This window comes from Sulfurivermis sp., from assembly GCF_059410345.1.
Window position 1 is genome coordinate 16589 of record NZ_JBLJDO010000005.1, and the last position, 21721, is coordinate 38309.

Sequence of the window (21721 nt, forward strand, 5' to 3'; positions counted from 1 at the left end):
CATGGCGAGCCGAGACCCTCGACTCCCTCACTCCCCCTCCCGCACTGGGTTCATCCATTCATCACGCGCGGGTGAGCGCGAGAGGGAAACCATGCAAGCCAAACTGTCACTGGCCGCGGCGCTGATCGCCGGCGGCGCATCCATATCCATCCACGCCGCACAAATCATCGAACCGGTGCTGGTCACCGCCACCCGCACCGAATTGCGCGACACCGAGACACCCTATGCCTCCGAGGTACACGGCCGCGGCGATATCGAACGCTCCGGCGCCCTCAATCTGTACGATTATCTGGATCGCCACAGCTCGCTCACCGTCATGCCCAGTTACGGCAACCCCTTCATGCAAAAGTTCGACATGCGCGGCTACGGCATCGGCGACGGCCACCAGAACATCGTCGTCACCCTCGACGGCCGCCGTCTCAACAACATCGACATGGTGCCGCAGCTGCTCAGCGCCATCCCGCTGACCAGCATCGAGCGCATCGAGATCACCAAGGGCAGCGGCTCGGTGCTGTACGGTGACGGCGCCACCGCCGGCGCCATCCACATCATCACCCGCGCCATCGACGGCGCCCAGCTGCAGATCAGCAGCGGCAGTCACGGTATTGCCGGCAGCAGTGTCGCTGCCGGTGTGAGCGGCGACTATGCGGGCCTCTCCGTCACCGCAGAGAATTACCGCCACGACGGCTTCCGCGACCCGGATACCAGCGGAAAGAAAGATCAGGCCGACAGCGACAACCTGCAGGCGACGCTGCGCGTCTACCCCAGCGACACGCTGGAGCTGCGCCTGGGCAAGACGCTGTCATGGATCGACACCGTCTACGGCAAGGGCCTGAGCGAGGCCCAGTTCAAGGCCGATCCGGCGCAGAACGGCGGCAAGACCTACACCGGCCAGACCTTCCGCAACGACACCTCCAGTCTCGGGCTCAGTGCCGACCTGGGCAGCGCCTTCCGCATTGAGCTCGATCACCACATCGAGGACAAGCGCTCGGTCTATTCCAGCGGCTGGCGTTCCGACTACGACTACCGCTCCAGCGATCTGGCTCTGCACTACAGGGCGGGAGCTTTCGGCCTGATCGCCGGCCTGCAACACTTCGACGGCACACGCAGCGGCAGCGACAACAAAACCGGCAAGGAAAACACCGCCTACTATCTGCAAGGCCACTACCACCTCGGCGCCACCACCCTCGCCGCCGGCGCACGGCAGGAGAAGGTGCACTACAGCTACCGCCCCACTGCCGGCACCACGCTCAACGACGACCACATGCTGTCGGCCTGGGACGTGGGCCTCAATCACCGCATCGACCCCGCGCTCACCGTCTTCGCCAGTTACAACAGCGCCTATCAGGCGCCGGATATCGATCGCTTTTTCACCACCGACTGGTTCACCATGACCACCAGCTTCAACACCTTCATCAAGCCAGCGCGCAGCCGTACGTTCAATGTGGGCCTCAATCACATCCGTGGCAACAACAAGCTGAAGCTGACCGCCTTCCACATCAATCTCGATGACGAGATTTATCTGGAACCATTCAGTTACACCAACACCAACATCGACAAATCGCACAAGTATGGCGTGGAGCTGCAAGACAGCTACCGCTTCAATGATCGGCTCGGCGGCTCGCTCAATTACACCTGGACCCGCGCCATCATCGACCGCGAGAATGACGGCGGTGGCGCCTACGACGGCAAGAATCTGCCCGGCGTTTCCGAACACGGCATCGTGCTCGGCCTGGGTTATGCGCTGACGCCACGCGGTATGCTGACACTCAACCACACTTGGCGCAGCGAGACCTGGGCCGCCAACGACTTTGCCAACAACTTCAGCCAAAAGCAGGCGGCCTACCACAGCACCGATCTCGGCTACAGCCACAAGCTGGAACGGATGGAATTGTTCGTGCGCATCGACAATCTGTTCGATCAGGCCAACGGCCTGTGGATCAGCGACGACAACATCTATCCGGTCAATTTCACGCGCACCTGGCGCGTCGGCGTCCGGGCCGCGCTGTAACATGACACCGGCAGCGCATCCGCACGACACCACCCCGCGCCGCGGTCCGGGGCGTCATGCGCTGCCGTTGTTCATCGTCTGTTCCGTGGCTATGCATGTGTTCATGCTGGCGAACTGGACGCCGTCGGCGCCGCAGGTAAGCAGCGGCGGCGTCACCCTCACCGTCGCCCTGAGCCGTCCCGCGCCCGTGCCGGAGTTGAAGTCTGACGCCCCCGCCCCTGCAGTGGCTGAGCCTCCGCGGCGCAAGGACACCGCCCGCCGCATGAGCCGAGTTTCACCGGCGCAGGATTCCGCGGTTTCGGATGCGGTGGAAAAATCGGAACCGTCGCCATCCCCGGCAGGCGCGGCCTCACTGCGGCAAGCGATGGAAATCGACTCTGACCCCACCTTGAACATTGCCGCCCGCGTCAATCTGGAATTGGCGCGCCACTTCCATTATCCGGCGCAGGCCGTGCGCCGCGGCTGGCAAGGCACCGTCACGCTCGGCTTTCGCGTCAGTGTGGACGGCGTCATCGAAAACCTGCACATCGCGCAAAGTTCCGGCTACGCCCTGCTCGACCGCGCCGCCCTCGGCGCGCTGGGCAAGGTGCACGCCATCGCGCTGGACAGCGGCACCTTGCGCGCCGCCCTCGACCTGCAATTGCCCGTCATCTACCGTCTGGAGGAAAGCTGACATGGGACACCGCCTCTCCAAGATCTACACCCGCACCGGCGACAAGGGCACCACCGGCCTCGGCGGCGGCGTGCGCGTCGACAAGGACAACGCCCGCGTCGAGGCCTTCGGCACCGTGGATGAGCTGAACAGCGTCATCGGCCTGCTGCTGGCCTGCCCGCTACCCGAGGCGGTGCGTGCCGTCCTCGATGACGTGCAGCACGATCTGTTCGATGTCGGCAGCGAACTGGCCCAGCCGGGACGCATGCTGATCCCCGCCGACTATGCCGCGCGTCTGGAGCAGGTGCTGGACGGTTTCAATGCCGACCTGCCGCCGCTCAAGGAATTCATCCTGCCCGGCGGCGGCGTGGCCGCGGCCCACTGCCACCTGGCGCGTACCGTCTGCCGCCGCGCCGAACGCCGCGTGGTGACGCTGGGCAAGAACGAGGCTATCAACAACGAAAGCCTGCGTTACCTCAACCGCCTGTCCGATCTGCTGTTCGTGCTGGCGCGCGTACTGGCGCGTGCCGATCAGGGCGAAGTGCTGTGGCAACCGGGCAAGAACCGCGCAACGTAATCCGGCACCGTCCGCACCGTCAGACAATGGCCGCACACACGCTGATGATCCAGGGCACCGGCTCCGACGCCGGCAAGTCCACCCTGGTCGCTGCACTGTGCCGCGTCCTGCGCCGGCGCGGCGTGCGCGTGGCACCGTTCAAGCCGCAGAACATGGCGCTGAACAGCGCCGTCACCGTCGATGGCGGTGAGATCGGCCGTGCCCAGGCGGTGCAGGCCGAGGCCTGCGGCCTGGAACCGCACAGCGACATGAACCCGGTGCTGCTCAAGCCCAACAGCGACACCGGCGCCCAGGTGATCATCCACGGCCGCGCCATCACCAACCTCGATGCGCAGGCCTACCACCAGTACAAGCCGCGCGCCATGCAGGCGGTGCTGGAATCCTATGCCCGCCTGCAGCAGCAGTACGACATGATCATGGTGGAAGGCGCCGGCAGCCCAGCGGAGATCAATCTGCGCGCGCGCGACATCGCCAACATGGGCTTCGCCGAAGAAGTCGATTGCCCGGTGGTGCTGGTGGCCGACATCGACAAAGGCGGCGTATTCGCGCAGATCATCGGCACGCTGGAATTGCTGAGCGAAAGCGAGCGGGCGCGGGTACGCGGTTTCATCATCAACCGCTTCCGCGGCGACATCGCCCTGCTGCAACCCGGCCTCGACTGGCTGGCGCAGAAGACCGGCAAACGGGTGTTCGGCGTACTGCCCTATCTGCACGATCTGCACCTGGAGGCAGAGGACGGCCTCGGCGGCCAACTGCACTGGCGTGCGCAAACAACAGACAAAATCACCGTCGCCGTGCCGCTACTGCCGCGCATCAGCAACCACACCGACTTCGATGCCCTGCGCCTGCATCCGCAAGTTGAACTGCGCTTCGTCGCGCCGGGCGAGTCCATGCCACCCTGCGACCTGGTCGTGCTGCCCGGCAGCAAGAGCGTGCGCGACGACCTCGCCTTTGCGCGCAGCCAGCAGTGGGATACGCAACTGCTGCGCCACCTGCGCTACGGCGGCAAGGTGCTTGGCATCTGCGGCGGCTTCCAGATGCTGGGGACCACCATCCACGATCCGCACGGCATCGAGGGCGCGCCAGGCAGCAGCGCCGGCCTCGGCCTGCTCGACGTGCAGACTGTGCTGGAGACCGAGAAACAGTTGCTGCGCGTTCACGGCCGCCTCGCCATCGCCGACGCGGCCGTGAACGGCTACGAAATACACTGCGGCGTAAGTCGCGGTCCTGCACTCGACACGCCCGCAGTGCACCTGGACGGTCGCAGCGACGGTGCCATCTCCGCCGATGGCCTGGTGATGGGCACCTATCTGCATGGCCTGTTCGACCAGCCCGCCGCCTGCGACGCCCTGCTGCGCTGGGCCGGACTGCATGACGCGCGCAGCCCCGACTACCCGGCGCAGCGCGCCGCCCAGTTCGATCGCCTCGCCGCTGCAGCGGAACAGCACCTCAACCTCGCCGCTCTGCTGGCGTCCTAGCCGGCCACAAGACGAGGCACATCCCGTACAATACGCGGCACACGTCACGGGAGAAAAACATGACCAGCTTTGCGGAAATCCTGCCCACCCTGCCCACCGTCGACGGCATCAGCCGCATCGAACTGACGCAGCGCGGCGCCAACGACGCAGCCGCGGTGATCGAGAACAAACCCGGCCAGACCGGCTCGCTGCGCGTCTATCACGCCCTGTGGCAGAGGCACGGCTGCATCAACGCCGCCGCCGCACAGGAGGGACTGGCGCTGTATGCGGAACACACCGCCGATGCCCGCGCCCACCCCGGCAAGCACCCCAACATCGATCGCCTGCTGCAGATTAGCGCACAGGGACTAAGCTACGACGTGCGCGTCTTCTGACACCATTCAAACAAAGGCGAGAGCAACACCATGGACCATCCCATCATCGTCATCGGCACCGGCGAAATGGCCGGCGTATTCAGCCGCGGCCTGCTCAAACACGGCCACCCCATCGTTCCGGTCACGCGCCAGATGGATATGGAAAAGATCGCCGCTGCGATCCCGCAGCCCCTATTGGTACTGGTCACCGTCGGGGAAAACGATCTGCAACCGGTACTGGCGCGTATCCCCGCGACCTGGCGCGATCGTCTCGGTCTGCTGCAAAACGAACTGCTGCCGCGCGACTGGCAGCCGCACGGCATCGACAACCCCACGGTGATCGCCGTGTGGTTCGAAAAGAAGAAAGGACAGGACTACAAGGTATTGGTGCCCTCGCCGGTCTATGGCCCGGCAGCGCCGATCATCGAGCGCGCACTGGAGTCGCTGGACATTCCGGTGTGGGAACTCGGCAGCGCTGACGATCTCACCTTCGAACTGGTGCGCAAGAACGTCTACATCCTCACCACCAACATCGCCGGCCTCGCCCTCCCCGCCGGCACCGATGTCGATGCGCTGTGGCACAACCACCAGGCGCTCGCGCGCGAGGTGGCCAATGAGGTGATGGACATTCAGTTCAAACTGATCGACGCAGAACTGCCGCGCGACCAACTCATCGCCGGCATGGTGGAAGGCATCGAGGGCGATCTGCAACACAAGTGTATGGGCCGTTCCGCCCCGGCACGCCTGGCCCGCGCCATCAGCCACGCCGATCAGTTCGGCCTCGCCGTGCCGCGACTGCGCGCCATAGCCACACAGGCACGTTGACCCCTACTTCCGTCGCGCCATCTCCAGCGCCGCGCACAGACGCTCAGCACCGTCGATGAAACGCGGCCCGGCGCGTTGCAGCAGATCGGGCGGGATGAAGTACAGATTGTCGCGCTGCACGGCGTTCAGTTGCGGCCAGCGGCGCCAGTCGTCGAGCCAGTCGGGCCGCTCTTCCGCCATGCCGCTGGCGATGATCACCTGAGGGTTGGCGGCGAGCACCGCCTCCAGCGAGATCTGCGGCGCCAGCGCCGGCAGTTCCGCGAAGATGTTGCGGCCACCGCACAGCTCGATGGCAGCGGAGATGAGGTGTGCGCCGCTCACCGTCATCAAGGGCTGGTGCCATACCTGATAGAACACGCTCAGCGGTACGGCCTGCGCATGTCGCTCACGCAGACTTTGCAGCCGTGCGCGCCATTCCGCTGCCGCCGCCTGTGCATCCACTTTAGTGCCAGCGAGAACCCCGAGCTGTTCCAGCATATGCGGGATATCGTCCAGTGTGCGCGGCTCGTGGCGATACACCGTCAGCCCCAGGCGCTCCAGCCGCTCCAGTTGCGCGCTGTTGTTGCCACTCTCCCAGGCGACGACCAGATCGGGGCGCAGGGACAGCAGGCGCTCCAGATCGAGCGCGTTGTAGCTGCCCACTTGGGCAATGTCGCGCGCCTGTGGCGGCCAGTTGCTGTAACTCACCACGCCCACCACGCGCGCACCGGCGCCGGCGGCGAACAGGAGCTCGGTGAGATGCGGCGCCAGGCTGACGATGCGTTGCGCCGGCTGCGACAAGGTGATGGCGCGACCACTGCTGTCGCTCACGCTCACTGCCGCCTGGGCCAGCAGCGGCAGACACAGCAGCAATACCCATGGCCCTTTCATTGCGCTTCGCCCTGCAACAGTTCGACAACCGCTGCGCGCCTCTCGCGCCGCGCCCAGTCCAGCGCCGTCATGCCATCGGCATCGCGCAGTTCACGTTGCGCCCCGGCGGCGAGCAACAGTTGCACCACCTCCGCTTCACCCTCCTTGGCAGCCCAGATCAACGCGCTCCAGCCCATGCCCCGATCCTGTATGTCGACTTGGGCACCGCGCGCCAGCAGCAGTTGTACCGTATCGACATAACCGTTGGCGGCAGCGATCATCAGCGCCGAATAACCGCCCTTGTCCAGCGCATTGACGTCGGCGCCGTGATCCAGTAGCAGACGCGCGATGGCGGTGTGGCCGTTGCTCGCCGCCTTCATCATCGCCGTCCAGCGGCAATCATCGCAGGCATCGATCTCCGCGCCGCGGCGCAACAGGCGCTGCACCGCCTCCCTATCGCCCGCCTCGGCCGCCTGGATCAGCAGGGTGCGGCCGCGGCTATCGCGCTGTTCGGTATCCAGGGCCTGGGCGAGGTAATAGACCGCCACGCCGAGCAAGGCCAGCAGGGCGAAGAAATGGTAGGGAGATCGGTAGGCGTAGTCGCGCACCTTCCGTAGCATTACGTATACCTCCCAGCTCATATGGGAACAGGCGCCGGGTCCGCACAGCGCACCGGCGCCGCAATTCGGCTTTGCCTATTGTCCACGGCACCTACAGACAGCAGAGCCTCCTCCAACCGCTGCCACTCCATCTCGCTGCCGGGCAGGCCGAAGCGCAAGGCGGACGGTTGTTCGAACAGGCGCACCAGGATGCCCCGCTGCGCGAGTGCCTGATGGAGGCGCGCCGCCTGCGCATGGCGCAGATACTGGAACAGCGCGGTGCCGCCGTGCGGCGCCAAGCCGGCGCGCGTCAGCAGGCTGCGCAGGTGTGCGCCATGCGCCAGCAGTTGCGTGCGCATCGCCTGCTGCCAGGACGTGTCGAGCAGGGCCAGACGGGCCACCTCACGCGAGGGATGACTCACGGCCCAGGGACCGAACAACGCGGTCAGTTGCTGCAACAACCGCGGCCAGGCCAGCACGAAGCCGACCCGCGCCCCGGCCAGGCCGAAGAACTTGCCCAGTGAGCGCAATACGATGAGCCCTTCCCTGCCGGCCTGCGCCGCAATGCTCTGCTCGGACGTGGCATCCATGAAGGCTTCATCGACCACCAGCCAGCCGCCGCGCGCCGCGAGTCGCATATTCCAGTCCAATAGTTGCGACGGCGCGTGGCACTCGCCAGTGGGATTGTTGGGATTGATCAACAGCAACACATTGAGCGTCGCAAGGCGGGCGTCGATATCGGCGGCGGACAAGGGCACCACCTCATGACCCGCGCCATGCCAGGCATGGGCATGCTCGGCATAGGCCGGATGCAGCATGCCGACGCGGCACGGTGCGCGCAGGCGCGGCAGTGTCTGGATCGCCTGCTGTGATCCGGCGCAGGGCAGAAGGTGTGGCGTGCCGTAATAGGTGGCCGCCGCATCGAGCAGGCCATCGTCGTCCTCCGGCAGGCGCTGCCAGCACGACGGCGGCAGCGGCGGCACCGGCCAACCCAGCGGATTGATGCCGGTGGACAGGTCGAGCCACTGTGCCAGTGGAATGCCATAGTCACGTGCCGCCTGGCGCAGGCGGCCGCCGTGAGGCAAAACAACCGTAAACGTCATGTCAAAATTCCGAAAACCGTCGTGAACGATGCCGTCAATACAATCACGCCCAGCCACAACCACAGGCTGTGCTGCACCAGCCGAGCAGCGCGCATGATGTCCGCCGTGCTCGGGGCCAGACCCTCGCCCAGCAATGGCCGCTCCTCGACGACACCGTGATACACCGCGGCCCCGCCCAGTTGCAGGCCCAGCGCACCGGCGCCGCTCGCCATCACCACACCGGCGTTGGGACTCGCCGTACGGTGCCCCTGGCGGCGCCAGCAGCGCAGCGCGCGGCGGCTGTCGCCGAGCAGCGCATAGCTGAGCGCGGTGAGCCGCGCCGGTATCCAGTTGAGCATGTCATCCAGCCGCGCCGCCGCCCAGCCGAAGGCTTCATAGCGCTCGCTGCGATAACCCCACATGGCATCCAGGGTGTTGACCAACCGGTACAGCACCGCACCAGGCGCGCCCAGCAGCAGAAACCAGAACAGCGCGGCGAACACTGCATCGTTGCCGTTCTCCAGCACCGACTCGGTGGCCGCCCGCGCCACTCCTTCTTCGTCCAGCACGGCGGTGTCGCGGCTCACCATCCAGCCCACGCGCCGGCGCGCCAGGGCCAGATCACCGTCCGCCAAGGCCTCGGCCACCACACGGCCATGCTGCGCCAGACTGGTGGCGCCGATGGCCAGATACAGCAGCAACACCTCGGCCACCACCCCCAGCGGCGACAGGCGCACTAGCAGCGCCGCCAAAACTACCGGCGGCACCACCAACAGCAGCAGGGCAAGAACACCCAAGCCGCGCTGACGCCGATTGAGCCGGATCTCCACCAGATTTGCCAGCCGCCCGAAACCGGCCAGGGGATGGTAGCGACGCGGCTCGCCCAGCCAATGGTCGAGCAGCACCGCACAGGCACAAAGCACGGCAACCATCATGCTCAATCGCCGTCGATGGCCCGGCTCAATTGGCGCAGCGCCTGCACCAGTTGATGGGATAATTCGGCATATTCATGATGCAGCAAGTGCTCGGCCTGCGCCGTCTTGCCGGTATCGTGCAGGTGCACGATCTCGCCGGCGCAACGATGAAAGGCGGCATGTTCCTTGATGAGGGTCCAGTACAGCGGCTGGTCCTGCCAGAGGGTCAGATTGTCGTACAGCCAGCGCCCCAGCTCGCACTGGTTGTCACGCCCCGCCCACTGCGGGTCGAAGGCAGCATCGGCAATGCCGAGCAGGTGGTTTTGCAGGTGTACCTTCCAGGCCACATGGGAGTTGATGGCGTCGAAGAAATTCATGCGCAGTCCACAGTCAGGCGATTGACGCGATTATACGCCCGATTTGGAGTAAACTGGCGGGAACCATTCCACGCCTACATCCTCTCATGGACATCACTGCACTGCTTGCCGCACGGGACAGAATCCAGGCCGATCCGCGCTCCGGCCAGTCCCTGCTACTCTATGCACTGATCAAGACCCTATCCATCCCGCAGGGCGGTCATGCCTATCTGCTGACCAAACTGAAGGAGATGAACCCGGACACACGTCAGCTCGCCTATGCCTTGATGGAGCTGATGGTACAGGGCGGAGCGGCGCAGGCTGGTTGGAACGAGGCCGTGGCACAGATGGACGCCGCCATTGCCGGGAAATGAGTTCCCGCGAACAGGAATGAACAGCGTCTACCGATAGCGGAACCATGGATCGAACCCTTTTCCAGCGTCTTACCACCAGCGAGCTGGACAGTTACGCCGTCGAGCTTGAGCACGCGGTGGAAAATCACATGCGCTGGCTCAACAACATCAACCGCGTACTGCTGTGCCGCACCGCGCCCGATGCGGCCGACATGCAGCCGGAACCGCACCTGCACTGTCATTTCGGCCGCTGGTATCACGGCATCGACAACCCTGCCCTGTTGCGGATGCCGGAGTTCGAAACTATCGGCCCCTTGCACGAAGACATGCACAAGACAGCCTACCAGCTACTGGCCGCACAACAGCAAGGGCAGCCTTTCGACCCGGCAACCTACGATCGTCTGCTGCACCTGAGCGATGAACTGCGCCACAAACTGAGCCAGTTGCGCAGCGGCTTCAAGCACAACATGAACCTGGTCTCGTTGCTGATGGGCAAGGTGTTCGAGAACGCAGCCGAAGGCGTCATCATCACTGACCCCAATGGCGTGATCCTCAACGTCAATCATGCCTTCACTCACTACACCGGCTACAGTCCTGAAGAGGCCATCGGCAAGACCCCGGCCCTGCTGCGCTCAGGTCGCCAGGGCGAGGCCTTTTACCGTCACATGTGGCTGACCTTGCAGAACGAAGGCCAGTGGGAAGGCGAAATCTGGAACCGGCGCAAGGACGGCAAACATTACCTGGAATGGCTCACCATCTCCGGCGTACGCGACGAGAACGGCGCCATCACCCACTACGTCGCGGTGTTCTCCGACATCACTACGGAGAAGGAAAACGAGGAGCGGCTCTACCACCTGGCCCATTACGATCTGCTCACCGACCTGCCCAACCGCATGCTGTTCTATGACCGTCTGCGCCAGGGCCTGCTGCGCGCGCGACGCAACAAACGCCAGGTAGCCATCATGTTCCTCGACCTGGATGGCTTCAAACAGGTGAATGATGAATTGGGGCATCATGCCGGCGATGAACTGCTGCGTCAGGTGGCACGGCGGCTGAGCGGCGTGTTACGCGCCTCCGATACAGTGGCGCGCTTTGGCGGTGACGAGTTCACCGTTTCCGTGCCCGATCTCGCCCCCGACGATGATATAAGCCGCGTGGCGCAAAAGATCATCGAGGCAGTGGCCAAACCCTATTACCTGGGCAGCAACCGGGTACAGGTCACCACCAGCGTGGGGATCAGCCTGTTCCCGCAGGATGGTGACGACCCCGACACCCTCATCACCCATGCCGACATGGCGATGTACGAAACCAAGAAATCGGGCAAGAACAGCTACCGCTTCTACACAGCCTCATTGTAAGAGTCCGTATCGTTTCCACGCGCTGCGTGGGCTCCGGCATGCGCCGCGCACCTACGCCAGACTCTTCTCCACCACCTCGGCCACATCACGCGACAGCCCCGGCACGGCCCCGATACGCTCCAGCTGCGCACGCATCAACTGCTGCCGTGCCGTGTCGTAACGGCGCCATTGCGTCAGCGGCGTCAGCAGGCGGGCGGCGATCTGCGGATTGAGCGCATTCAGCTCGCACACATAATCGGCGAGGAAGGCATAACCGGCGCCATCGGCCTGGTGGAATCCCACCGGATTGCGCGCGCTGAAGGCCCCCACCAGACTGCGCACACGGTTGGGATTCCTGATATTGAAATCCGCGGATGCCGCCAGGCGCTTGACCTGCTCCAGGGTGCCGGGCAGCGGCGCGGTGGCCTGGATGGCAAACCACTTATCGAGCACCAGCGCCTCATCGCGCCAGCGCGCGTGGAAGGCCGCCAGAGCCTCGCTGCGTTCAGGTGCACCGCTGTGCACCAGCGCCGTAAGCGCCGCCTGTACGTCGGTCATATTGGCACCGGCACGCAGTTGGCTCATGGCCAGGCTGCGCACTTCATCATTGCCCAGTTCCACCAGGTATCCCAAACACAGGTTGCGCAGGCGGCGCTGTCCCATCGCCAGTGCATCGGTTCGATAGGGGCCGTCGTCAGTCAAACGCATATAGGTATCGAGCAGGGCATGACGATGGGCGAAACCGAGATTGCGGCGCAGATACTGCCGTGCCACGTGGATCGCCTGCGGGTCCACCACCGCCATGAACTCCGCCACATACTCTTCTGCCGGCAAGGTGAGCGCCTCGGCGATCAGCGCCGGGTCGAGCACACCGTCGGCCAGGGTGCGGGCAAAGGCGGCGGAGAATTTCTCATCCAGCGCCGGCCGCCCCTCGGTGCGCAGCACCTCGATAAGCCGCAGCAGCACACGCAGGGCCAACTGCTGCCCGGCCTCCCAGCGGTTGAAGCTGTCGCTGTCATGGCCCATCAGGAAGGCCAGCTCGCTGTCTTCCAGCTCCATCTGCACTTTGATTGGCGCAGAAAAGTCGCGCAGCAGCGACGGTACGGGCTCGGCGGCGATATCGGTCAGGACAAAGCGCTGTTCCTCTGCCGTCAGTTCCAATACCCGCTCGGTAGCGCCGTCCGCCGCCTCGCCCTGCAGCCGCAGCGGCAACGCTGTGCCGCTGCTGTCCAGCAGCGCCAGGCGCAGCGGAATATGGAACGGCAGCTTGTGTTCCTGCCCCGGTGTCGGCGGACAATCCTGGCGCAGTGTCAGCGTATAGGTCTTGTGCGCGGCGTCATAGGTGCGCTGCACGCTGACGCGCGGCGTGCCAGCCTGGTCATACCAGCGCTTGAACTGGCTCAGGTCGCGCCCGGATACATCCATCATCGCCTGCACGAAGTCGTCGGTGGTGACCGCCTGGCCGTCATGGCGCGAGAAATACAGATCGGTGCCCCGGCGGAACAGCTCGCTCCCCAACAGGGTGTGCAGCATGCGCACCACCTCGGCGCCCTTCTCATACACGGTGAGGGTGTAGAAATTGTTGATCTCCTGATAGCTCTGCGGCCGCACCGGATGGGCCAGCGGGCCGGCGTCCTCCTGAAACTGGTGCGCACGCAACAGGCGCACATCGTCGATACGCGGCACCGCACTGCCCAACATCGCCGTGGTGAACTGCTGATCGCGCAGCACGGTGAAGCCTTCCTTGAGGGAAAGCTGGAACCAGTCACGGCAGGTGACGCGGTTGCCAGACCAATTGTGGAAATATTCGTGGCCGATGACGCCCTCGATGGCGACATAGTCGGCGTCGGTGGCCGTGTCGGGACTGGCCAGCACATAGCGCGAATTGAAGATGTTGAGCCCCTTGTTCTCCATCGCACCCATATTGAAGTCGGACACAGCGACGATCATGTAGACATCGAGATCGTACTCGCGGCCATAGGCTTCCTCGTCCCAGGCCATCGCCCGCTTGAGCGAGGCCATGGCGTGGGCCGTCTTGTCCAGGTCATGGCTGCGCACATACAGGCGCAGCGCCACGTCGCGTCCACTCATGGTGGTGAAACTGTCTTCCACACAGTCGAGGTCGCCCGCCACCAGTGCAAACAGGTAGCAGGGCTTGGGAAACGGGTCGTGCCAGGTGGCATAGTGGCGGCCATCGTCGCGCGCGCCCTCGGCCACCTGATTGCCGTTGGACAACAGCACCGGGTACTTGGCCTGCTCGGCGATCAGGGTGGTGGTATACACCGTCATCACATCGGGGCGATCGGGGAAATAGGTGATCTTGCGAAACCCTTCCGCCTCGCACTGGGTACAGAAATTTCCGCCGGAAACATACAGCCCTTCCAGCGCCGTGTTGCCCGCCGGATTGATGATGGTTTCGATCTCCAGGGTGAAGCGATCCGGCACCTGGGCGATGGTCAGGGTGTCGGCGTCCACCGTGTACGCATCTGCCGTGAGTGCACGGCCGTCGAGCCGCAGCGCTGCCAGCTCCAGCTCCTGTCCATCCAGGCACAATGCCCCGGCGGCCTGGCGCTGCCAGCGCGAGCGTGCGGTGACGCGGGTGCGCGTCTCCTCCAGCTCGAAGGTCAGTTCGATGCCCTCGATGCGAAACGGATAGGGCGCGTAATCTTTCAGGTAAATGGTGTTGTTGGACATGAGCAGGACTCGGGTTGGCGCTCCCACGCAGGGTGTGGGAGCGATAAATAACTCACTACAAAGCCAGCGCCACCAGGCAGGTAACCTCGACCACCTCCAGCAGCGCACCGGCGGTGTCGCCGGTGGTGCCGTGGATGTGCTTCATCATCAGGTAACGCAGTAGCCAGGCGACGGCGGCCACAATCAGCAGCAGACGCAGACCCGACCAGCCAAACAGCAGCGGCATGGCCAGCGCAACCAGGCCGAGAATCAACCAGCCGGTGTCGCGCGGCACATGGCGCGCCAGATCGGAACCCAGCCCGTTTTCACGCACATAGGGTGTGGAAAGAAACAGCCATATCAGCATAGTGCGGCCGAGGATCGGCGCGATCAACAGTACCAGCCACAGCTCCGCGCGCAGCAGCGCAGTCAGCGCGGCAAATTTCACCAGCAGCAGCATCACCACCGCCGCCACACCGGCGGGGCCGCTGCGCGGATCCTTCATGATCTCCAGGGTGCGCGCCGGGTCGCCGCGTCCGCCCAGCCAGGCATCGGCGCTGTCGGCCAGACCGTCCAGATGCAGTGCGCCGGTGACGATCACCCATGCGGTCAACAGCAGGGCCGCCTCCAGCCAGGGATCCGGCGTGCCCAGCAGGTAATCCAGCACCACCATCAGCAGACCGATGACACCACCAACCAGCGGATAGGCCAGCAAGGAACGGCCGCGCGCCTCCGGCGTGGGTGCCTGCGCCAGGCGCACCGGAAAACGGGTCAAGAACTGCAGGGCGATGAGGAAGCTTTGCATGGGGGGTTACAGACCAGGGAACGAGGGCGGAATTATAAACCTGAAACCCGCCGCAACTCTTCAGTACCGTGTCACAGGCGCCCGTCGTGGAACACCAGCTGCGGCAAGGCATCGGCGCCGCTGCCATCGACGCGGATACGGCTGATGGCGGCGTTGCCCACCTGCAGACGAAACAGCTTGTCCAGCGGCATGTCCAGTACCTCGCGGATGATCATGCGCATCATGCCGGCGTGCCCCACCACCAGTACATGCTGGCCGGCATAGCGCGCCAGGATATCCTGCCAGCCGGTGACGATGCGCTCCCGGAAGGAATGCAGGCTCTCGGCCCCGGGCGGGGTGTGGTTGAGCGGGTCACGCCAGAAATTGGCCAGCCGCTGCGGATCGTCGGCCAGCAGTTCCGCCGCCGTCCTGCCCTCCCAGGCGCCGAAGCCGATCTCCTTCAGGCGGGCATCCAGTTGCAGCGGCAGGCCGTGACGCGCCGCCAGTTCCTCGGCAAAGGCGGAACAACGGCAGAGGGGCGAACTGACGATGGCCTGCCAGGGGCAGTGATCGCCCACCGCATCACGCATCTGTCGCCAACCCTTTTCGCTCAGGGGATCATCCACCTGGCCGCGGTATTTGCGCCCGCCCACGGGCTCGCCGTGACGAATCAGATCAATCAGAGTGGTGGTGTATTCAGACATGCGCCACACCGTACTGGCCCGGTGCGGGAAACACAAGAGGTCTCTTGCCTGCGATCCAACGTTGTCACGCAGCGCGTGAGGGTATTGCGTCAGTCGTCCTGCGCCGGTTCCAGTACGTCCCCCGCCAGCAGGTGGGTGAACTCTTCCGCAGCCACCGGCCGGCTGAACAGAAAGCCCTGCGCATAGTCGCAACCGAGTTCCAGCAATAACTGCCGCTGGCCTTCGGTTTCCACGCCCTCGGCCACCACGGTCATACCGAGATCATGGGCCAGGGCAATGGTATTGCGCACGATGGTGACGCTATGCGGTGTATCCGGCAGTCCCCTGACGAAGGAGCGGTCAATCTTGAGACGATCGGCGGTAATCTCCTGCAAGCGCGTCAGGCTGGAGTGGCCGGTGCCAAAATCGTCGATGGACAGGCGCAGACCGCGCTGCCGCAGCCAGCGAATGCTGCGGCGGGCACGGCGCGGCAGCGACATGGTGACGGTTTCGGTGATTTCGAGTTCCAATGCGCCGTGTCCCAGACCATGCTCGGTCATGGCGCGGCACAGGCTGCGCAGCAGGCCGCGGCCGAAGAGCTGGCGCGGTGACAGGTTCACCGCCAGAATGAAATCCGGCGCCAGCGCGCGCCAGTGCGCCGCCAGCCCGCAGGCCACGGTGTTGAGCCAGGCGCCGATAGCGTCAATCTGCCCCGTCTCCTCTGCCAGCGGGATGAACAGCTCCGGTCCGATCAGGCTGCCCTCGTCCAGCCAGCGCAGCAGCACCTCGCCGCCGACGATGCGTCCGCTGGCCAGCTCCACCACCGGCTGCACGACGAGGTGCAGATCGTTGCGCGCCAGCGCACCGCGCAGGCGCGTCTCCAGTGTCAAACGGTCATGCACGAAACGATCCCCACCCGGTGCATATACTGCCGTATCGATGCCGGCCTGCTTGGCCTGATACATGGCCTGATCGGCGTGGCGCAACAGGGTGTCGGCATCACCGCCGTGCTCGGGCAGGCAACTTATGCCGACGCTGGCGCTCACATACAGTTCCTGCCCATCGACGACAAACGGATCCGCCAGCGCCGCGTGCATCTTGCGCGCAACCTGCATGGCGGCAGGACAAACGGCTGCGCCGTCGCCGTTGCGCTCGGCGCTGCACACCACGATAAACTCGTCGCCCCCCTGACGTGCCAGCAGATCCCCCTCGCGCAACACACCGCGCAGCCGGGCCGCCACCTGCATCAACAGCGTGTCGCCGACGTGATGGCCGAGAGAGTCGTTGATGTGCTTGAAGCGATCGAGGTCGAGAAACAGCACCGCCAGCGGCAGGGGATGGCGCTGCCCCTGGGCGATGAGCAGACGCAGGTGCTGCAACATGAAGCTGCGATTGGCCAGGCCGGTCAGGCTGTCGTGATAGGCAAGGTGGCGGATACGCTGCTCATCGTCCTTGCGCCGGCTGATATCGACAAAGGCGATTACCGCTCCGGTGAGCGTGCCGTTTTCGCGCAATGGCGTGGCGTGACACTCGACCGGGAAACGGCTGCCATCACGACGGGTAAACACCTCCTCGCCGTGGTAGGCGATACCGTCGCGGAACGCCCCCAGCAGCTTGCAGTCGTTGCGCGGCAGGGGTGTGCCGTCGGTACGGCGGTCATGAAAGGCGTCATGGGCGTTGCGCCCCAACAACTCCTCCTCGCGCCAACCCAGCATGCGCTCCGCCGCCGGATTGAGAAAGCGCAACATGCCGTCACCATCGACGCAATACAGACCTTCACCGAGGGCGGCAATGATGGTGTGCTGATAGTCGTGTGCACGGCGCAGCGCCTCTTCGGCGCGGTGTTGTTCGGTAACGTCGGTGTAGATGCCCACATAGTGCAGCAGCACGCCGGCCGCATCGCGCACCGCGGCGATGGACAGGCGCAACAGCGCCAGGCTGCCATCCCCTCGCCGGTTCCAGATCTCGCCGCACCACTCCCCGCGGGCAGTGATGGCCTGCCACATGGCGCGGTAGAACGCTGCGTCGTGCCGCCCCGACCTGAACAGGCGCACATTCCGGTACATCAGCGTGCGGCCCGGATAGCCCAGCATCTGCCCCAGCGCCGGATTGACTGCCTGGATGGTGCCGTGGGCATCGGTGACCAGAATGCCATCCAGGGCGTGTTCGAACACACTGTCGGCCAGGCGCTGGTATTGCACGTTCTCCTGCCGCGCATCCACCAACTCATTGAAGGCCGCGGCAAGTTCCGCCACCTCCCCCCTGCCATGGGTAGCTGCGCGCGCCGCGCCATCGGGATCATTCTGCAACGCGCGAACGGTGTGCCGCAGCCGCTCCAGGGGGCGCGCATAGGTACTCATCAGAAAGTAACCCGATACCGCCAGCAGCAACGCCATCGCCCCCAGCGTCACTATGGTGAGAAAACCGCGTACCCAGGCGCCGAGCAACTGCTGCTGCACCTGGTGATGCAGCCACTGCACCAGTTGAGTTTCCAATGCGGCCAGCGCCTCCAGCCGGGACGCCGCCACCGCGTTACCGGAAAAATCAACGCTGCCACTGCGCAAGCCGCAACGTCGCAGGACCGGTTCAGGTTGGCCGTGCTCGAGCGCGGCCACCGCCGACGCCAGCGACGGCGGCAACTCCCGCGCCAGTCGCTGCCGTAGCTGTTCCTCCTGACGTACTCGCAGGTTGCACAATTCCAGCACCAAGGCACCGTCAGATGACACATTGCCGGATACCAACAACCACGCCAGCTCCTGATCCTGGGCGGCATAATCCATGGTGCGCAGCAATGCCAGCCAAGCCTCCACTGCGCCGGCCAGTTGACCGGCCCGCACCGCAGGCTCGCGCTCCGCCTGCTCCAGCACCGCCGTCGCCACGGCGCGAAATGCCCACAAAATCTCCAGGCCGTCGGCATGGGCTGCATCCACCTGACGCCGGACCGGCGACAGCGCCGCCGCGCTGTCCAGATCGTGTCGTATGGCCGCATCGGTGATGCCGCGCGCCATGTGCAGTTCGTTGCGTGCCACACCGGCAACCCGGCGCAGACTCGCGGCCTGTTCCTGGTGCAGGGCGTGCAGCAATGTGGATGACCTATGCAACTGGTCGATTAGTCCCTCAGCCACACGCACCTGACGCAAGTGTGCAGCCGCATCCAGCAGTACCGTACCAGCCGGGATCAGCCACAGCCCGCTGAGCGCGGCGGTGAAAAGAAGGAAATAGCGGAAGAGTCGCATAGGGCACGCCGGGGCGGCGGCAGGTAGTTACATGGCAATCAGGCCCTGCTGAAACGCCAACCGCACCAGCTGCGTCGCCGAGCGAATATCCAGCTTGTGCATGATGCGGGTGTGATGCACACCGGCGGTCTTGGGGCTGATGGAAAGAATGCTGGCAATGTCGTTGACCGAGTGGCCCTCGGCCAACAGGCGAAACACCTCAAATTCGCGGGGGGTCAGTGTCGCCAGCGCCGGCTGGGGCGCCGCACAGTCCAACGCCTGCAGGCGCGTGGCCAGGGTTTTATCGAAGTACTTCTCACCGGCCGCTACCCGGCGCACCGCAGAGACGATCTCCGCCGGTTCGGCGCTCTTGGTCAGATACCCCGTTACGCCCATGCCCACAGCCTGATTGAACAAGGCGTCGCTGTCGGACACGCTGAACATGAGAACTTTTGCTGCCGCATCGCGCATGCGGATACGGCGCACGGCCTCCAACCCGCCGATCCCCGGCATGCGCATATCCATCAGCACCATGTCCGGGCGATGTGTCTCGTAGAGACGGTAGGCCTCTTCCCCCGTTGCCGCCTCGGCCACGACCCCGATATTGTTCACCTCCAACAGGCGTCGCATGCCGATGCGCGCCACCGGATGATCATCCGCCACCAGCGCGGAAATTCGCTCACTACCCATCACTACCCGCTTCAATGCCTAACGCAACGGCACACGCCGCCGACCATGCGCCCAAGATGCCTGTTGCCAGGGAAGAGGGAAATAAGCAGATGGCGTATTTTTATTTACCAAGCCCCCCTAGCGCCCATTTAGACTTGGAACAAATCGTGGCGACCCAAGGAAGCTCTGCATAGTTCAGAGCTTCCGCGGCACAGGGAAGTGCCGCGCGGAGAGGCCCGGGACGGCTTATTCAGACCTTCCCCAAAAACGACGCGATAGCCTCATGTCAAAAAAATAACTACAAAAGAGATGTAGGCAGACACACTAGCCCACCCGCGGCGGAATTTTGTCCACGCTCTCATGGTGTGATGACCCCGTGGCGCAGCGCCAGACGCACCAACTGCACCGAGGTGTTCACCTCCAGCTTGTGCATGATGCGGGTGTGGTGCACACCGGCGGTCTTGGGGCTGATGGAAAGAATGCCGGCAATCTCGTTGACCGAATGGCCCTCGGCCAGCAGGCGGAACACTTCGAACTCGCGCGGCGTCAGCCGTTCCAGCAGGCCGCCGCGACCACCGCTGATGGCTCGCCCCACCAGATCGGGGTCGATGAACATCTTGCCCTGCGCCACTGCATGTACGGCCTCGAGCAGGACCGCCGGCGCCGACTGCTTGGTCAGATAACCGGACACCCCCACCTGCAAGGCACGCGACAACATCGCCTCGTTGTCATGAATGCTGAACACCAAGATACGTGCCTCGCCGTCATGCGCCAGGATGCGCCGCGCAGTCTCCAATCCGCCGATACCCGGCATGGCGAGGTCCAGCACCACCACATCAGGATGCGTTTCCTGGTACAGGCGCACCGCCTCCTCGCCGCTGTCCGCTTCGGCCACCACCATGCCCTGGTTCACTTCCAGCAGGCGCCGGAACCCGGTGCGCACGACTGGATGGTCGTCCACCAGCAACACCCGAATCGCATCATCTTTCATGCTGCACCTCGCGCTTTGTCAACGGCAGCGAGACATGGATGGTCGTCCCCATGCCAGGCCCCGTGGTCAGATGAAACTCTCCGCCGGCCGCCAGGGCACGCTCACGCATGCCAATCAAGCCATAGCCGCGCCCGTTGGCACTGCGTTCGATACCGCGGCCATCGTCGCGGATGCGCAACTCGAACTCCCTATCCAGGGTACGCAGCACCAGTTCGATACGGTTCGCTTCGGCATGTTTGACGATATTGGTCAAAGCCTCCTGCACGATGCGGTAGGCCGCCAACTCCACTTCATGGGACAGCGGCGGCAAAGAGTCCAGCGTCGCCTCCACTGTCAGTTCCGGATGATGGCTGCCGCATTGGCGCAACAGCTCCTGCAACGCCGCTGCCAGACCGAGATCATCCAGCAGTGCGGGTCGCAGTCGGTGCATCATGCCGCGCACCACACCATAGACCTGTCCAGCCACCGCATTGATGGCCCCGGCGCATTCACTGATGGTGGAGCTGCGATCGCGATTGATCTGTAGCACGCATTCCGCCTCGGCGCGGATGGCGGTAAGCGATTGCCCCAGCTCGTCGTGCAGCTCGCGCGCCAGATTGGCGCGCTCCTCTTCCTGAATGGCCAGCGCCATGCGCGCCAGCTGGCGGTTCTCTTCCAGTAGCCGCGCCGTCTCCTCCTCAGCGTGCTTGCGTGCGGTGATGTCCTCCCCTACGGACTGAAATTCGCGGATAGTGCCATCGTCGTCGAACAGGGCGCGATCCACCCAGCGCTCCCAACGTTGCGTGCCGTCGTGCTGCGTCACCGGGTATTCCATCACCACCACCGGCTGCTCGCGATACAAGGCCGCATCAAAGCGATCGGCACCGGGATGAAACAATGGAAATCCGCCCTGCCGCATGAGTTCCTCACGCGACACCTGGAAGTGACGGCAATAGGCCTCATTGACGTAGCTGATGCGGCCATCGGGATACCAGCGGCAGATCATCTCCGGAATATCTTCCAGGATGGTGTGATAGAAATGTTCGCGCCGCTGCAGTACCTGCTCGGCTGCGCGGCTCTGCGCCAGGTCTTCGCGCAGGCTCTGCAACGCCGCTCGATCGCTGCGCCGTACCTGGCGCTGGCGTCCCACACACCACAACAACACGGCACCGCTCAACACCAGACCGGCACCTGCCATCAGCAGCAACGGCATATCGAGGGGTACACCGCTTCCGAGCCAACCGCCCAACACCCCGCCAAACGCAGCGGCCGCCACCAGTGCCGCCAACCCGGGCCAGCGGGTATTCCAGGCAGAAATGTGGTCGCTGTCCGGCAGCATAG

Annotated in this window: 20 protein-coding genes; 8 read left to right on the plus strand and 12 right to left on the minus strand. The window is 64.5% G+C overall.

The genetic code is table 11. From position 1 onward, the window contains the following. The first annotated feature begins 91 nt into the window (after window positions 1-91). The 6 genes from ACMV8A_RS05615 to ACMV8A_RS05640 are packed head-to-tail and all read left to right on the plus strand — an operon-like array spanning window position 92 to window position 5896. Complete coding sequence (locus ACMV8A_RS05615; protein WP_495324785.1) at window positions 92-2011, plus strand: TonB-dependent receptor; 1920 nt, start codon at window positions 92-94, stop codon at window positions 2009-2011. 1 nt (window position 2012) lies between these two features. After that, window positions 2013-2684, plus strand: coding sequence for an energy transducer TonB (locus ACMV8A_RS05620; protein WP_495324786.1), 672 nt, complete (start codon window positions 2013-2015; stop codon window positions 2682-2684). Window position 2685: 1 nt separating this feature from the next. Next, window positions 2686-3240 carry a cob(I)yrinic acid a,c-diamide adenosyltransferase gene (locus ACMV8A_RS05625; RefSeq protein ID WP_495324787.1) on the plus strand — a complete coding sequence of 185 codons (555 nt, stop codon included), beginning with the start codon at window positions 2686-2688 and terminating at the stop codon, window positions 3238-3240. Window positions 3241-3266: 26 nt separating this feature from the next. Further along, on the plus strand, window positions 3267-4718 hold the full coding sequence (locus ACMV8A_RS05630) for a cobyric acid synthase (protein WP_495324788.1): 1452 nt from the start codon (window positions 3267-3269) through the stop codon (window positions 4716-4718). A gap of 59 nt (window positions 4719-4777) precedes the next feature. Continuing rightward, complete coding sequence (locus tag ACMV8A_RS05635; protein ID WP_495324789.1) at window positions 4778-5092, plus strand: DUF2322 family protein; 315 nt, start codon at window positions 4778-4780, stop codon at window positions 5090-5092. Window positions 5093-5122: 30 nt separating this feature from the next. Continuing rightward, entirely contained in the window at window positions 5123-5896 is a 774-nt protein-coding gene (locus ACMV8A_RS05640; protein ID WP_495324790.1) for a hypothetical protein, read from the plus strand. A 3-nt stretch (window positions 5897-5899) separates the two neighbouring features. On the opposite strand, the gene ACMV8A_RS05645 is transcribed toward ACMV8A_RS05640, so the two are convergent. Genes ACMV8A_RS05645 through ACMV8A_RS05665 form a run of 5 tightly spaced genes read right to left on the minus strand, consistent with a single transcriptional unit; the run spans window position 5900 to window position 9717 of the window. Further along, window positions 5900-6766, minus strand: a complete 867-nt coding sequence (locus tag ACMV8A_RS05645) for a cobalamin-binding protein (protein WP_495324791.1) — start codon at window positions 6764-6766, stop codon at window positions 5900-5902. Beyond that, complete coding sequence (locus tag ACMV8A_RS05650; protein WP_495324792.1) at window positions 6763-7365, minus strand: ankyrin repeat domain-containing protein; 603 nt, start codon at window positions 7363-7365, stop codon at window positions 6763-6765. The genes ACMV8A_RS05645 and ACMV8A_RS05650 overlap by 4 nt, the downstream gene beginning before the upstream one ends. A gap of 17 nt (window positions 7366-7382) precedes the next feature. Beyond that, window positions 7383-8447: a threonine-phosphate decarboxylase CobD gene (gene cobD / locus ACMV8A_RS05655; protein ID WP_495324793.1), complete on the minus strand. Its 1065-nt coding sequence runs from the start codon at window positions 8445-8447 to the stop codon at window positions 7383-7385. Next, a complete protein-coding gene (gene cbiB, locus ACMV8A_RS05660) occupies window positions 8444-9361 on the minus strand; it encodes an adenosylcobinamide-phosphate synthase CbiB (RefSeq protein ID WP_495324794.1) in 918 nt (305 codons plus the stop codon). The genes cobD and cbiB overlap by 4 nt, the downstream gene beginning before the upstream one ends. 2 nt (window positions 9362-9363) lie before the next feature. Then, the gene (locus tag ACMV8A_RS05665; RefSeq protein ID WP_495324795.1) at window positions 9364-9717 is read right to left on the minus strand and encodes a CZB domain-containing protein; all 354 of its coding nucleotides are present in this window, start codon (window positions 9715-9717) and stop codon (window positions 9364-9366) included. 86 nt (window positions 9718-9803) lie between these two features. Between ACMV8A_RS05665 and ACMV8A_RS05670 the strand changes: the two genes are divergently transcribed. After that, window positions 9804-10070 carry a hypothetical protein gene (locus ACMV8A_RS05670; RefSeq protein WP_495324796.1) on the plus strand — a complete coding sequence of 89 codons (267 nt, stop codon included), beginning with the start codon at window positions 9804-9806 and terminating at the stop codon, window positions 10068-10070. 44 nt (window positions 10071-10114) lie between these two features. After that, the gene (locus ACMV8A_RS05675) at window positions 10115-11407 is read left to right on the plus strand and encodes a diguanylate cyclase domain-containing protein (protein ID WP_495324797.1); all 1293 of its coding nucleotides are present in this window, start codon (window positions 10115-10117) and stop codon (window positions 11405-11407) included. A 51-nt stretch (window positions 11408-11458) separates the two neighbouring features. Here the strand turns inward: ACMV8A_RS05675 and pepN are convergent, their stop codons facing one another. The 7 genes from pepN to ACMV8A_RS05710 form a co-directional block, all read right to left on the minus strand. Further along, window positions 11459-14080 (minus strand): aminopeptidase N, encoded by a 2622-nt coding sequence (gene pepN / locus ACMV8A_RS05680; RefSeq protein WP_495324798.1) that lies wholly within the window; start codon window positions 14078-14080, stop codon window positions 11459-11461. Window positions 14081-14135: 55 nt separating this feature from the next. Beyond that, complete coding sequence (locus ACMV8A_RS05685; RefSeq protein ID WP_495324799.1) at window positions 14136-14864, minus strand: adenosylcobinamide-GDP ribazoletransferase; 729 nt, start codon at window positions 14862-14864, stop codon at window positions 14136-14138. A gap of 71 nt (window positions 14865-14935) precedes the next feature. Continuing rightward, window positions 14936-15547 carry a histidine phosphatase family protein gene (locus tag ACMV8A_RS05690; protein ID WP_495324800.1) on the minus strand — a complete coding sequence of 204 codons (612 nt, stop codon included), beginning with the start codon at window positions 15545-15547 and terminating at the stop codon, window positions 14936-14938. Window positions 15548-15636: 89 nt separating this feature from the next. Further along, window positions 15637-18762: an EAL domain-containing protein gene (locus ACMV8A_RS05695; RefSeq protein ID WP_495324801.1), complete on the minus strand. Its 3126-nt coding sequence runs from the start codon at window positions 18760-18762 to the stop codon at window positions 15637-15639. Between the two features lie 27 nt (window positions 18763-18789). Next, window positions 18790-19431 carry a response regulator gene (locus ACMV8A_RS05700; RefSeq protein WP_495324968.1) on the minus strand — a complete coding sequence of 214 codons (642 nt, stop codon included), beginning with the start codon at window positions 19429-19431 and terminating at the stop codon, window positions 18790-18792. A 337-nt stretch (window positions 19432-19768) separates the two neighbouring features. Then, window positions 19769-20401 (minus strand): response regulator, encoded by a 633-nt coding sequence (locus ACMV8A_RS05705; RefSeq protein ID WP_495324802.1) that lies wholly within the window; start codon window positions 20399-20401, stop codon window positions 19769-19771. Then, window positions 20391-21719: a PAS domain S-box protein gene (locus ACMV8A_RS05710; RefSeq protein ID WP_495324803.1), complete on the minus strand. Its 1329-nt coding sequence runs from the start codon at window positions 21717-21719 to the stop codon at window positions 20391-20393. Before ACMV8A_RS05710 ends, ACMV8A_RS05705 begins: the two co-directional genes overlap by 11 nt. Between the last annotated feature and the right edge of the window lie 2 nt (window positions 21720-21721).